General features: G+C 41.8%; 11 protein-coding genes and 1 pseudogene. 5 read left to right on the top strand and 7 right to left on the bottom strand.

The genetic code is table 11. The annotated features are described in order from the left end of the window. Nucleotides 1-15 precede the first annotated feature (15 nt). Nucleotides 16-1,122: a glycerol dehydrogenase gene (locus EV690_RS04610; protein ID WP_131911747.1), complete on the top strand. Its 1,107-nt coding sequence runs from the start codon at nucleotides 16-18 to the stop codon at nucleotides 1,120-1,122. A 515-nt stretch (nucleotides 1,123-1,637) separates the two neighbouring features. Here the strand turns inward: EV690_RS04610 and EV690_RS18700 are convergent. Further along, nucleotides 1,638-1,721 (bottom strand): hypothetical protein, encoded by an 84-nt coding sequence (locus EV690_RS18700; RefSeq protein ID WP_396022830.1) that lies wholly within the window; start codon nucleotides 1,719-1,721, stop codon nucleotides 1,638-1,640. Between the two features lie 1,053 nt (nucleotides 1,722-2,774). Here EV690_RS18700 and EV690_RS04605 point away from each other — a divergent pair. The 3 genes and pseudogenes from EV690_RS04605 to EV690_RS04595 all read left to right on the top strand — a co-directional run bounded on the left by EV690_RS04605 (nucleotide 2,775) and on the right by EV690_RS04595 (nucleotide 5,744). Then, nucleotides 2,775-3,719, top strand: coding sequence for a sensor domain-containing diguanylate cyclase (locus EV690_RS04605; RefSeq protein ID WP_131911746.1), 945 nt, complete (start codon nucleotides 2,775-2,777; stop codon nucleotides 3,717-3,719). 143 nt (nucleotides 3,720-3,862) lie between these two features. Continuing rightward, nucleotides 3,863-4,186, top strand: a pseudogene (locus EV690_RS04600) (winged helix-turn-helix transcriptional regulator). A 721-nt stretch (nucleotides 4,187-4,907) separates the two neighbouring features. Then, nucleotides 4,908-5,744 carry an AraC family transcriptional regulator gene (locus EV690_RS04595; protein WP_131911745.1) on the top strand — a complete coding sequence of 279 codons (837 nt, stop codon included), beginning with the start codon at nucleotides 4,908-4,910 and terminating at the stop codon, nucleotides 5,742-5,744. A 149-nt stretch (nucleotides 5,745-5,893) separates the two neighbouring features. Here EV690_RS04595 and EV690_RS04590 read toward each other — a convergent pair whose 3' ends face one another. The 6 genes from EV690_RS04590 to citS form a co-directional block, all read right to left on the bottom strand. Continuing rightward, nucleotides 5,894-6,577, bottom strand: coding sequence for a response regulator (locus tag EV690_RS04590; protein ID WP_131911744.1), 684 nt, complete (start codon nucleotides 6,575-6,577; stop codon nucleotides 5,894-5,896). A gap of 15 nt (nucleotides 6,578-6,592) precedes the next feature. Then, nucleotides 6,593-8,245, bottom strand: a complete 1,653-nt coding sequence (locus EV690_RS04585) for an ATP-binding protein (RefSeq protein WP_131911743.1) — start codon at nucleotides 8,243-8,245, stop codon at nucleotides 6,593-6,595. 94 nt (nucleotides 8,246-8,339) lie between these two features. Next, nucleotides 8,340-9,644 carry a sodium ion-translocating decarboxylase subunit beta gene (locus EV690_RS04580; RefSeq protein WP_131912144.1) on the bottom strand — a complete coding sequence of 435 codons (1,305 nt, stop codon included), beginning with the start codon at nucleotides 9,642-9,644 and terminating at the stop codon, nucleotides 8,340-8,342. Between the two features lie 26 nt (nucleotides 9,645-9,670). Beyond that, nucleotides 9,671-11,470, bottom strand: a complete 1,800-nt coding sequence (oadA, locus tag EV690_RS04575) for a sodium-extruding oxaloacetate decarboxylase subunit alpha (protein ID WP_131911742.1) — start codon at nucleotides 11,468-11,470, stop codon at nucleotides 9,671-9,673. 35 nt (nucleotides 11,471-11,505) lie between these two features. Next, complete coding sequence (locus tag EV690_RS04570; protein ID WP_131911741.1) at nucleotides 11,506-11,766, bottom strand: OadG family protein; 261 nt, start codon at nucleotides 11,764-11,766, stop codon at nucleotides 11,506-11,508. 55 nt (nucleotides 11,767-11,821) lie between these two features. Then, nucleotides 11,822-13,168: a citrate/sodium symporter CitS gene (gene citS, locus EV690_RS04565; protein ID WP_131911740.1), complete on the bottom strand. Its 1,347-nt coding sequence runs from the start codon at nucleotides 13,166-13,168 to the stop codon at nucleotides 11,822-11,824. Between the two features lie 276 nt (nucleotides 13,169-13,444). On the opposite strand from citS, the gene citC reads away from it, so the two are divergent. Then, nucleotides 13,445-14,506, top strand: coding sequence for a [citrate (pro-3S)-lyase] ligase (gene citC, locus EV690_RS04560; RefSeq protein WP_131912142.1), 1,062 nt, complete (start codon nucleotides 13,445-13,447; stop codon nucleotides 14,504-14,506). The last annotated feature ends 3 nt before the right edge of the window (nucleotides 14,507-14,509 follow it).

Below are 14,509 nucleotides of genomic sequence, written 5' to 3'. Positions count from 1 at the left end.
AACGAGGAACATAATATGACGCCACGATCCGTCACATCACCTAAAAAGTTTGTTATTGGCACTAATTTATTGGCTCAGCTACCTGACTATGTCAAAGATTTTGGCAATAATGCATTTATCATCTGTGATGAATTTATTCTTTCTAAAGTTGAACAGGAAGCTATTTCTGCGATTGAAAATACCGAGGGCTTGACTGCGGTAGCTGAAAAATTTCAGTATGAGTGCACGCAACAAGAAATCGATCGTAATATTGCTTTGGCAAAAGAAACGAACGCTAATGTCATCGTGGGGATTGGCGGTGGTAAAACGTTGGATACAGCCAAAGCGACCGCATATCACCAAAAATTACCAGTCATCTTGTATCCTACCATTGCTTCTACAGATGCGCCATGTACGGCTTTATCGGTGATTTATACCCAAGAGGGTGAGTTCGATCATTACCTATTCTTACCTCAAAACCCTGATGCAGTGATTGCCGATACCGATATTTTGGCGGGAGCCCCGGTGCGTTTCTTCGCGGCTGGAGTTGGGGATGCGTTAGCAACCTACTTTGAAGCCCGCGCTTGTTATGCGTGTGACGGTGTGAATTTGGTATTGAAAAAACCATCACGAACCGGTCTGGGTTTGGCTCGCTTATGTTATGAGGTTTTGAGTGAAAACGTGGCTGCTGCCATGGACGCTCTGAAAAATAAAGTGACGACACCGGCACTTGAACAAACGATAGAAGCAACCATTTATTTAAGTGGTGTTGGTGCTGAGTCTGGCGGTCTTGCTGCGGCACACGCAGTGAACAATGGGATGTCAGCAGTTCCCGATCTGCACAAAGCACAGCATGGTGAGAAAGTGGTATTTGGCCTGCTGACTCAGCTAGTGCTGGAAAATGCGCCTAAGGAAGAGATCGATAATGTTGTCCGCATTATTAAAACCGCAGGATTGCCGTTAACACTCGAGGATATGGGTCTACAAAAATTTGTGGAATCAGAGTGGCGTAAAGTTGCCGCGATTGCCTGTGATAAAGACGATACGATGGGCAATATGGTCAAATCTGTGTCTGAAACGGATGTCTATAATGCGATGGTTGCTGCCAATAACATGGCGCATCGTTATAAAGAGCAAGGCTAGTTAGCTTTGCTGCTATAAATGCCAATTGTTTTGGTTCAATTGGCATTGTGATGCTCATTATGGTGGGTTGGGGCAATTTCGACCCACCATTAATATTGCCTATCAAAATATAAACCTCTCTAATATCCAACCTGAGTTCTGGCTATTGGCGTTGGCGTGAATAAGCCAAAGACAATTGAGTATCTATTCTGCCAGCCTATTCATATCGTACGCCATATTTTTATATTTGTTTCATGACCTAAATAGAGGGATCCAGAGTAACTATTTTCATTGATGATATTGTGATGCTCTATGACGTTCATGAGCCCAGCGATAATGCTTTGAGCCGACAATCCATAACAATCGAAATTCTGTAAGCCCTTTTCTGATAAATGTTGAAATGCTGCACCTATCAAAGCCTGACTATTCGTTGCTACATAGGGAATGTGAGGGTGATCATCCGTTCATTCATAAGAGCATTTTATACCGACAATTGGAATATCGAGTGAAGATATCGCTTCTTCCATATAGATATTTCACTCATTTCTTTGAGCCTGAATATATTCACCAACCTCTTGAATGATTGGCTTGTCATAGTTTTTATTAGAATTAAATAGAATCGTTATATTAATTTTTACTTATCGTTATGTTAGTGATTAATTTATTCATTAATTGATTGGGAAGCTACTTATTTGGTGTTTTTAAAATAATTAGTATTATATTTTGATTTCTACTATTTTACAGATAAGAATAATATTCTTAGTCATACTTTTAACATATTGATTCCTAATATATAAGCTGATGCATCATAACCATCGAAGATTCATGACAGTAATAGAATTAATCACGTTAGAGAGTATAAAAATAACGTTTTAGTGAGTTACTTTGCCAAGAGGAGTACTGATCTGTATTGTATATGTACTTACTATGTCTGTGGGTTTAAAGCTTATATGTTGATAGCAGTGTCATTTATATAGTTTATTTTTAAGATTGAATGGTGATAGTCTTATTATCTCAAATCAGAGCAACGTTGCCATAAGATTGCTATGTGCTTTAAGCAAATACATTACACGAGGCCTGTTGCTAAGCGTATTATCACTTAAAATTTCTTTATTTTGTGTGGCTATAGCACTTATTTTATACGCTTTACAGAAATAAGTTATAGCGTTTATCAATCTTTTATCTATTTGTTTTATAAGGGTATAATGAGAAAAATATTTTGTTCGGGATTTGGACGAGACTCCATAGTGACAAGTTGTTATATTATTTCTTTTATATCAGTCTAGATGTCTATTCGGAATGCTTTACCTGAGATCTAAAACGGTAGCCAGACAAGTGCGGGTGCAGCTTGTCTGATCCAATGATCGAGTAGGTCAAGGTACAATCAGTAATCGAAATGACTAATATTATATAGATTAAATTGGAATTAACCCATAAAATGCACCTAAATTAAACATATCTTATGTATTGTAGCTATTTAGTTTTAGCAATATCAGCTTGATGGTATCATTACAACTTTATTAGAGCTAAGCAAACGGTGAATACTGAGTTGCGTAAGTTGGCAATTAGACCGTATAAAATAACCCGTTAATTAATCTAAATGTTTAATAAAACCTGATCACAAATAAAATAATAGTGATCATTATTTACATCAATTTTGGTTTATATGTTTTATGGATATTGTTGACTACGACTTCTTAAATGCAGCTTTTGACACGTTATCTGATAACATTTGTATTATCAATGCGTCAGGGGATATTGTGTACGTCAATGCATCATGGATACAGTTTGGGTGTGATAATGAACTCGTACTAGAGCGCTCACACTGGATAGGGGTAAATTATTTAGACGCTTGTCATGACGCCCCTCAAGAGGATCTTGTTTCAAAACGGATTATTGAAGGTATAGAGCAAATGCTAGCGGGGAAGGTGGAGTATTTTGAATGTGAATATCCATGTCATAGCCCAGAAGAGAAACTATGGTTTATTGTTTCATTAAAACGTATGTATTTTGCTAAACGATGTTATTTAGTGATTTCTCACCACAATATCACTCGGCGTAAGCTTGCCGAAGACGAAGTTAAACGGCTGGCGAATACCGACTTTTTGACAGGGGCGCTTACCCGAGCTGCTTTTGACCGGCATGCTAATTCAGTTTGGGATCAGATTTGCCATCTTTCGAAAAAATTTTGTATTGCCATGTTAGATGTGGATGATTTTAAGTCGATTAATGATAATTATGGTCATATATTTGGGGATGACTGTTTACGCCATATTGGGGTGGTTATTAAATCGATCCTGCCTGCGAGTAATGAAATCGTTTTTGCGCGATACGGCGGTGAAGAATTCATTCTATATACAACCCGGCCATTTTCTGAAACCCGTTTGCTTGTTGAACAGATAAGGCAACGATTAAGCTCCGCGGTTATTGATAGTGAGCAAGTGGATGACATTCCCGAGTTAAGTGTGAGTATTGGACTGGTTGAATTAAAACCTTGTGATTATGATAATTTGAATCAAGCGATAGATCTTGCCGACCATTTTTTATATCAAGCTAAAAAACAAGGTAAAAATTGTGTTATTTCCGTCGATTGTAAAACCCTGAGCGCTAGTCAGTGATAAAGTCAGGCTGTTCTCCCTCACTGCCATATATTGTCATTCTTGATATTTTTTAGCATGTTACATCATACTCATTTCTATTGGCTATTGTTGCAAAATAGTACAGGTTTATAGGGTTCTGATTCCGCCATCTATGAGCAGTTCTGAACCTATTTATAAATATTGCTTCAGGTAAATGGGCAATCCCGATTTTATACCGATTGATTGTCACGAATGATGTGATCCGTTTTGGCTAGCTACAAAGAGCGATAGGCGCAATTACTCAGAAGGAACTTACAAAACAATTACGTGCATTTGAAAAGATTGGTCTTGTCAGTCGAACTGTCTACCCAGAGATGCCACCGCGAGTTGAATACCGCATAACCGATTTAGGCATAACGTTAAAACCAACGTTGGATTCACTCGCTCACTGGATGATGCAGTATCGCAATGAGTTAGTTTCGCCGCTGCGTAGTGGTTCTATTTAGACAGAATCTTTAGACCTTTTGTAGCAAGGTCAAACGTGGGTAAACTTGTGGGTCAGTATTCTGCAAAGAAATACTTAATTGTGGATCAGGCCATTAAGAGACTCTGTTTTTATTTTGTCGGTTATTAAGTTGATTCAACAATTTTTATAGCATATCGATTGAAGAGTACCTTAGTCCCGTAGATACCTGATAAAGGCTGGAGAATACTGAGTTCTTGGAAAATAACAGAGCAACGTGTTGAGCATGTTGGTTGAACGAAGTCATAAATCCTATTGGATAAAACGGTAGGGGATAAACCCGATTTCAGCCTTTGGAAATTGGCAATTGCAGTCTCTGAAATGGCTAAAAGGGAAGTGTCACCGATATATCGTAAGTTGAAAAGAAACCGAACTAGCCGCCACTCTTGCCTCAAGTATATTGCTTTTGGGAACGAGGCAGCAATCACAACGCAAATGGCCTGTTGATACAATCTCTGAAAAACGACGGGCTGGAGAGAGCAGTCACGATTGGTAACACTCATTTTGCTCAATCAAGGATGAATCACTGTCCAAAAAGTGTTTAACGTTCAAGCCGCCAGCTGTTATTTTCAAAGAAATGGCAACAGGTGTTTGATAGTTGAGCGTGTCACACTTTGAAGTTAAATTCAGGGATGAGCAATTTTGTACAAAACACCAAGGACAGTTTGCAGTAAATTGAAAATTCATTGTGCTAAGAGTGGATTATGGACCAACAAAGTGCCTTAAAATCAAAAGAAAGAGCGAGGTTTCAGGTAGCAGATGAACTTGGCGGCATAGAACTGCTGGATGCCCAGTATGAGCGGCAGAACTTTTCTCGCCACAGTCATGAAGGTTATACGATCGGTGTCATTGAACGCGGTGCTCAGTGTTTCTACCGAACGGGAAGTAATCATGTTGCCCCACAAGACGCAATTATTCTGGTGAATGCCGATGAGATGCATACTGGTCATTCAGCGGTAGAAGGTGGCTGGGCTTATAAAGCGATGTACCCATTACCCGAACAGTTTCAGGCTATTAACCAAGAATTAGGCAATGCCAGTTATGGAGCGCCTTATTTCCCTAATGCTGTGGTGTATGATCCGGAACTGGCCAATCAATTTCGTTTGGTTTTTAATACGTTAGCGCAATCGGAAAACCGTATGCTAAGAGAAACGCTCGTGTACGCCAGTTTAGTGAAGTTAATGCTGCGTTATGGTAAAACACCGCCTAAGCTTGTTGAAACATCTAAATCTCAGCAACAATTAATGCGGGTGAAAGAGTTTCTCGATGATTATCCGCAGGCCGATGTGTCGCTGGAAGAGCTGGCTAAATTGGCGAACATCAGTCCATTTCACCTGGTTCGAGCATTTCAAAAGCAGTTTGGTTATCCGCCCCATGCGTACCAAATCCAGACCCGACTGCGTTATGCCCGTAAGCTACTTAAAGCGGGGCGTTCCATTTCGGATACCGCACAGGATTGTGGTTTTCACGATCAAAGCCATTTCCATCGCCATTTTAAAAAAGCGATGGGAATCACGCCTAAGCAATACATTCAACATTAAATCGCAAAAATTATTCTGAGCAATTTTATAGAAGAATCGGCCTCATGGTGGTAATACCATTATTTAAGCAATTTTAACTGCAATCCCTCTCTGTTACTTCAGGTAAAGAACTAGTGTTATTGGTCATTGCGTACCAGAAAAAACGATATTTAACGTTTTTTCTGGTATACACGCTCGGGGCGTCCCACTTTCCCATGCACTATTTGCGCTTCAAGAAAACCACTGTTCACGCAATACTCTAAGTAGCGACGAGCAGTAGTTTTACTGATGCCGATGGCTTTGCCTAATGATTCTGCGGTATACGCTTGATCATGCTGAAAATAAATCTCTTTAAGTTTTTCTAGCGTTAACTCATCGATGCCTTTGGGCAGGGCTTCGAGGTGCTGAGTTTTAGCCTGAAAGTTAAAGAGCTCATCTACATGACGCTGGTTCACATTATCATTAGCTTTGAGTGAGCTGATATATTTCAAATAGCGCTCTAGTGAGTCTTCCAATCGGTCATAAGCAATGGGTTTAAGCAAGTAATCAAATACCCCACAACGCACAGCTTCACGTACGGTATCCATATCGGATGCTGCGGTAATGAATATTACATCCGCAGGGTGGGTAACTGATGTTAGCTCTTTTAATAATTCAATCCCTTTGCCATCGGGTAGAAAGTTATCAAGCAAAATCAGCTTAGGTTTAAGAATTCGAATCATGTTACGAGCATCAGCCACGGTCTTAGCGACACCAACTGGCCTGAATCGATTCATACGCTGTAGATAAAAGTTATGTATTTCAGCGATATTGGGCTCATCTTCAATGATCAGTACATCAATTTGTTCCATCATATTCAGCTCTCATATTCAGCTTTTATTGGGTATAAAAATTGAAAATATTGTTCCTTGAGGCTCTGCTTCATCGAGCAATATGGTCCCTTCCGCTTGGGTCACGTATTGGTGGACTAAATACAATCCAATGCCGTGACCGGGTTGATTTTTACTGGAGACGCCTTTGGAGAAAAGAGTTTCAGAAATATCGTGGGCAATACCAGTGCCATTGTCAGCCACTTCTATCACAAGTTCTTCCCCAGAAGAAGTTAATAGTAAAGTAATCACCTTATTACTGCGTGGGTTTTTGAGTGTTGCTTCAAATGCATTATCCAATAAGTTACCTAAAATAGCGGCTAATTCATTTGACGTCATACACGTCGGTTCCTGCTCTAACTGGCAGGTTGGGTCAAATTCTAAATTGAGTCCGAGCTCTTTAGCCCGGGTATATTTTCCAAGTAACAGTCCCGCAATCACCTTGGATTGAAAAGTTTTGGCGATAAAGTCGACCAATTTTTGCTGTTGCTGGGCTTCTTGACGAATGGTGCTAATTGCTTGGTCGTAGGCACCAATCTGAATTAATCCCCCAATCACTGAAAGCCGATTCGCAAACTCGTGGCTCATCACTCTTAAATTTTCATTGTGTTGGCGGATCTGTGAAATTTGCGACGTGAGCGCATTGAAATCATTGCGCTCTCTAAAACTGACGACCCAACCGATATGTGCATCACCATCTTCGATATTAACGCGGTTGGCAACTAATGTTTCACCATTACAGGTGATCAATTCATCTTGCATGAGTTCTTCGGTTTTTGATTCATACTTACCGAAGGCATTGGCACCCAGGAAAAACTCACAAGGTGTGACATACTCTTCAATCGGTTGACCAATTAGAAATTCCGGTGGGTGGGGGATCCCCAATGTATTGAGAGCCTTGGTATTGACCGAAAGAATCTCACCTTGTCGACTCACAGCGATGGTTCCTTCATAAATACTTTGTAAGATTGATTTTTGCAGATGCAAGCTCATGGCAATTTCTTCTGGTTCCATATCAAACATTTGCTGCTTAATATGGTGAGTAAGTAACCATGCCCCAAGCGAAGAAAAGATCATCAGTACGATAAGAGCAAAGATGACGGGGTAGGAATAGAACAGTAACCAGTAGCTTACGCTATCCAGTAAATATCCAACCGAAACTACGCCAATGATCTTTCCGTTTGGCAATTTAATGCCTGCTTTTCCACGAATCGAAAGACCTAAACTACCCTTCTTTATGGTGGTATAACTGGTACCATATTTGAGTGCTTTAATATTATCGCCGCCTACCATTGGTAACCCAATTTTATATTTTTCAGGGTGAGCGAGACGAATCCCTTTTTGATTGCCAACAACAATAAAATCAGCATCAGTTATTTTCTGGAGCCTGGCCACATCTTTCTGAATTTTAGGGATATTTTTCTCTTTAAGTAATGTAATGAAGTCTGGGTCACTAGCAATCTCTTGCGCTTGAATCAGTGCTTTGGTTTTGATCTGATACTCAAGGCTGCTACTCAATGAATGGTGGAAGAATATCGCTACCAACAATAGCTGAGCTGCAACAACCGCAAGAAGTAAAAAAAATACCCTTCGCTGGAAAGAAAGCTTCTGAAAGATATATGTCTGTAAAGAAGATAAAAGTTTGATCGCCATGACGAGAGTATGCGGTGGTTATAAAATATAAAATTTGACTGGAGTCTATACCCCAGTCAAATATATTAAAATTTTCAAAAAAATATGGTGTAGATCAACCTAATACGTATTTGATCATAACCCCGGCAGCAACAGCAGAGCCGATTACACCAGCTACGTTAGGGCCCATTGCATGCATCAATAAGAAGTTTTGAGGGTTTGCTTCAAGACCAATTTTGTTGGATACGCGAGCGGCCATCGGGACAGCAGAAACGCCGGCAGAGCCAATCAATGGGTTGATCGGATCTTTACTAAAGCGGTTTAGCAACTTGGCCATTAAGACACCAGCTGCAGTACCCACACAAAAAGCGATGATCCCTAAACACAAAATACCGATGGTTTGCGGTTGCAAGAATTTATCGGCCATCAATTTAGAACCGACAGATAGGCCTAAGAAGATAGTTACGATATTGATCAATGCATTCTGTGCAGTATCTGATAAACGCTCGACTACGCCACATTCACGCATCAAATTACCGAAACAGAACATGCCTAGTAATGGTGTTGCCGAAGGCAGTAACATCGCGATTAAAATCAATAACATCAATGGAAAAAGGATTTTTTCCAATTTATGGACTTGACGTAACTGACGCATTTGAATTTGACGCTCGGCGTTAGTGGTTAATGCGCGCATGATGGGGGGTTGGATCATCGGGACCAACGCCATATATGAATATGCAGCAACTGCAATCGCTCCGAGTAGTTCAGGGGAGAGCAAGCTGGATACGTAAATTGCTGTTGGGCCGTCAGCGCCACCAATGATACCGATAGCCGCCGCTTGAGGAACACTGAAGTGCATCACTCCTAACGAGCTTAAACCTAATGCCCCAAGAATAGTGGTAAAGATACCGAATTGGGCCGCAGCTCCTAGCAGTAAGGTTTTGGGGTTTGCCAATAACGGGCCAAAGTCAGTCATGGCACCGACTCCCATAAAGATCACTAATGGGCCTGCACCAGATGCAATGATCACACTATAGAACTGATATAACATTCCGTTTGTGTAAGAGAATTGCTCTGCCAACAGATGTAAATTAGCTAGCTGAGCAGGGGTTGCTGAATGAATCGCAGCTTTGAGTGCAGCGACGCTAGTCGCGCTCCCCACATGGAGTACCTGTGCAAATGTGGCAAGGACATCGGGTTTGGCTGCATGCAGCGCATTTTCTACGGCCGACATAGCAAGTCCTGCATCCGGCAGATTCGATAAAATGCCGCCAAAACCAATTGGAACGAGCAGTAATGGTTCGAATTTTTTCACAATAGCAAGATAGAGCAACAAAAGCCCGATCACTATCATGATGGCTTGTCCCCAATTCAGGTGGAAGAAGCCAAAGTCATTCACCATTGCGATGATATTATCCATCATAGTGGTAACTACCTTACCTTAAATTATGCTAAAACCAGCAGAGAATCCCCGACTTGAACTGAGTCGCCTTCGTTCACGTCAATACTACTTATGGTGCCGGTGTGAGGAGCGCGGATTTCGGTTTCCATTTTCATCGCTTCAAGAATTAACAGCACATCACCTTCAGTGACTTTTTCACCTGGTTTGGCGTTAATTTTCCAGATGTTACCAGCAAGAGGCGCATTCATGGCTTCACCTGGGTCAGCCGTTAATGTTGCAGGCGTTGGCGTTGGAGCCGCTGCCGGGAGCGATGCCGTTGACACTTGGCTAATATCACCCCCTTCGGTGACTTTTACCACGTAGCTTTGGTTGTTAACCGTAATGGTATAAACATCGTTGTCAGTTGGAGCTTTAGCGTTCGCCACGGGTTTTTCATCCTTATTTTTGGCTTGAGGTGTAGGTTCAAATGCATCTGGGTTGTGACGATTAGCGAGGAATTTCCATGCAACCTGATCAAATAGAGCGACCATTAATACGTCATCAATGGTGTTTTCGCTCAGTTGAATGCCTTTTTCTTTGGCTTGTTGGGCAACACTTTGCTGTAACTCAACCATTTCCGGTGCGAGTTTATCGGCAGGACGACAAGTGATGGCTTCCTTACCATTAAGAACACGTTCTTGTAGAGCGGTGTTAACAGGTGCCGGAGTTCGGCCATATTCGCCTTTTAAAACGCCGGCTGTTTCTTTGGTGATGGTTTTGTAACGTTCACCCATTAACACGTTAATAACTGATTGCGTTCCAACAATTTGTGAGGTTGGAGTGACCAAGGGAATAAAGCCTAGATCTTCACGAACGCGAGGGATCTCTTCTAATACTTGATCCAGTTTATCTAGTGCATTTTGCTGTTTTAACTGACCTTCCATATTGGTGAGCATGCCGCCCGGAACCTGCGCAATCAAAATGCGAGAGTCAGAACCTTTCATCTGGCCTTCAAATTGATGATATTTCTTGCGTACTTCTCGGAAGTAAGCTGCGATTTTTTCCAGTTGATGAAGATCTAATCCCGTGTCGTAGCCAGAGTTCTGTAATGCTGCGACTAAAGATTCGGTTGCTGGGTGGCCATAAGTACCACTCATGCTTGATATCGCGGTATCAATGCGGTCAACGCCAGCTTCTATCGCTTTAAGTAACGTCATGTCTGCCATGCCGGTGGTCGAGTGACAGTGTAGGTGCAGTTCAACATCGACTTGTTTTTTCAATGTGGAGACTAATTCTGCTGCTTTATAAGGTGTTAAAATCCCCGACATATCTTTAATTGCAATAGAATCAACGCCCTCTTTAGCCAACTCTTGCGCCACGTTGACCCATGTCTGTAAATCGTGCGCAGGGCTGGTGGTGTAGCTCAATGTGCCTTGTGCATGAGCCCCTTGTTTTTTTACAGCTCGAATCGCTTGTTGCATGTTGCGTGGGTCATTCATCGCATCGAATATGCGAAAGACATCCATCCCATTTTTCACCGCACGCTCAACAAATGTATCAACTACATCATCAGCATAGTGTCGGTAACCCAGTAGGTTTTGACCACGCAGTAGCATTTGTAGTGGTGTTTTAGGCAAGGCTTTTTTCAATGCTCGGAGGCGTTCCCATGGATCTTCGCCCAGGAAGCGAATACAACTGTCAAAGGTTGCACCGCCCCAACATTCGAGTGACCAGTAGCCGATATCATCGAGTTGCTGAGCTATAGGAAGCATATCTTCTATGCGAAGACGAGTTGCAAATAGAGATTGGTGAGCATCGCGTAATACGACGTCAGTGATACCAATATGCTTGGTTGCCTGAGTCATCTAAAAATTCTCCTTTGTGATATTTTTGTATTATTTTAATTAGCTTGTCTTTGCGCTCGGTGGTGATGTACCGCGCTAGCCAATACGGCAATTAATTGGTCGCTGGGTATAGGATTAGATACAGGTGCAGACTGAATTTTTGTTTTTGCTTTGGGCTCTGAAGAGGGGGCATATCGTATAATAAGCTTCGACATTGCAGTGGTTGCAAAGACCAAAAAGATAAGGAAGATGAAGACAAATCCCATTCCGAGAGTGAGCAGGTTAATACCCTGCATAAGTAACGATGTTTCTTGCATAGCTATTTTTTCCGACAGCGAGAGAAAAGGCGCGCATCGCGCGCCAGAGGAGTGGTTACATCATCATCCCAAATACCACACTTGCAATGACCAGTACGATACCGCCACCCAGACGAGAGGACATTTGAGCGTAAGATAAAAGGTTCATACGGTTCGAAGCGGCCAGTACCTCTAAGTCACCTGAACCTCCACGGTTCGCCATGCACAAACCCGCGCTAATTGAAGATTCCACGGGATAGAAGCCCATCGTCCAGCCTGCTAGAGATGCACCGACAATAGCACCTAGTACGATAAGTGCAGCTAGAATGACATTCGTGAAGGTAATGGCACTGACTACCGCTCCTAGGTCCGTATAAGCAATACCAACACCGACCATGAGTAACCAGAGAAGTTGTTTGGAGAAGAATGAAGATAAGCGTTTTGCTCCTTCTTTTATTTCATCTGGACATAAGCCAATCCCATTTATAATGGCAACAATAATCACCATATAGGCAAAGGTATGGATTTTGACATTACCAAAGCCGGGCAATATATGTTTTGACAGTGAATATGAGAGCGTATAAATACAAGCTGCGAGCATTAGGCCAATCGCAATATCGCGTGGTGTGACATTGAGACTTTTTTCTTCTGCTTTAACATCAAATTTTGAATTACGAATTAATTCGCCATTACCCGTTATGCTCGGATATTTTTGACCTAAACCATTTAAAACTGCTGCCGCGATAATCGCAATGACGTTTGCGATGGTCAGAATCGCAATCGCAACAGAGTAATACTGTTCTTTTGAGCCACCGGTTACAGAAGCATAAATTTCTGATAAGGGAATTGCCCCTGCGCCGTTACCGCCACCCATGATGGGTAGGACATACATCATCATCATTTTGGATGGGGTAATCCCAAAAGCCAAACCGCCTAGTACACCCAGTAAAGATGCACCAGCCACGGCTGCAAGGATGGTTGGAATGTAGCCAGCGAATGAGCGCAGCAGCAGTTTACGGTTTACCGCAAGAATAGAACCGGTGATTAAGACGGCGATAAAAAGGTTTAAAAACCCGGTTTTTTTCATGACGAGGCTAACGGTTGTGACCTCACTTTGATGCAACCAACCCATTTGTACGAACCAAGCTGCAACTAAGAAAATCATCACCGGTGCACCACCGATATATTTATTAAAAATAGGTAGTCGTTTGCCTATTTCACCAAATATAGCTCCCACCACAAACATAAAACCAAAGCCACCGACGATATTGTTTGGAAGGGTATTCGTAAAGTGTGCAATGACGATAATGGCTGTCAATACAGCAAAAAGTGGTAGAGGGATCCCAAACACTTTAAAGCTTGTGAATGACAATCCGCTTGAAGTCGATGCATTTGTACTTATATGTAGGGTTTTTTCGTTCATTTTTATTATCCAGCAGGTTAAGGACACCCCATTAATGTATGGGATTAATTTTTGTATATTTGTGAAAGTAGTCATTGATTAAAGTGGAGTTTAAACACTCAATGAATTTTATGATTTTTAAAAAAATTATTTTTTTTTCAGTTAGTTACAAATTAAAGACATTAAAATCATAAAGTACTTTTACTCTGAGTAAGAAAGTGATTTAGCTCGATATTTTTATGGCTCAAACCACGCACTATTGCTCCCGTAAAGAGATAGGTGAGGTATGTGATGGTGATGTGGCAGAGTTACAGTTTTTCTAGAATATCCATCAAGCAGAGCAAACAAATACGCTCTGTTAGGCAATTTTTGTCTCTACATCATTTAGAGATTGATAAAGACGAAGATCGATTCCTTGTCGCTTATCGGCAAGGTATGAGCATTATTGCTTGTGGGGGGATAGCCGGTAATGTTTTAAAGTCCATTGCTATTTCCTCCGAATTGCAAGGAACTGGGTTTGCACTGACGTTAATGAGCGAATTGACCAACTGGGCATATGAGTTAGGTCGATTTAACCTTTTCCTGTTTACCAAACCCTGCAATGTGCCTATGTTTCGTCGATGTGGCTTCTTCTTGGTCGAAACAGTAGAGCCGAATGTGGCGTTAATGGAAAACAGCCCTAAACGGATTAGCACCTATTGTCGGGAGCTTGCGACTAAAAAAGTGCAAGGACAGAGTATTGGGAGCATTGTGATGAATGCCAATCCATTTACTCTGGGCCATCAATATTTAGTTGAGCAAGCGTGTGAGCAGTGTGATTGGGTTCATCTATTTGCTGTTCAAGAAGAAGGGAATGAATTCTCCTTTGAGAGTCGCTTAGCGATGATCTGTTCTGGCACTCATCATTTAAAAAACCTGACAATTCATATCGGATCTACTTACATTATTTCGAAAGCGACGTTCCCAACTTACTTCATTAAAGATCAACAAGTCATCAACGATGCCCAGACCGGGCTTGATCTAAAAATTTTCCGCAACGCGATCGCTCCTGCGCTTGGAATAACCCACCGTTTTGCAGGTAGTGAGCCCTTTTGTCCGGTGACCCGACATTACAACCAAGCTATGCATCAATGGCTGGAAAAAGATCTTAAAGAAGCCAGCGGGCCGGCAATAGAAGTGGTGGAGATTGAACGGTGTCAGAAAGGGAATGCACCTATCTCGGCGTCAAGAGTTCGTGACCTACTGCGTAGCGCAGATATTCCTGCGGTGCGCAGTCTTGTACCACAAACGACGTATTCCTACATCAATCAGCACTACAGTGTTCAGAGTGAAAAAGCACCAAGTTATGTTTGTGCTTAGGCG

It is taken from the genome of Celerinatantimonas diazotrophica (assembly GCF_004339545.1).
In the GTDB taxonomy this organism is placed as follows: domain Bacteria; phylum Pseudomonadota; class Gammaproteobacteria; order Enterobacterales; family Celerinatantimonadaceae; genus Celerinatantimonas; species Celerinatantimonas diazotrophica.
Note: the sequence above shows the minus strand (reverse complement) of the source record. Positions and strands in the feature narration are given on the sequence as shown.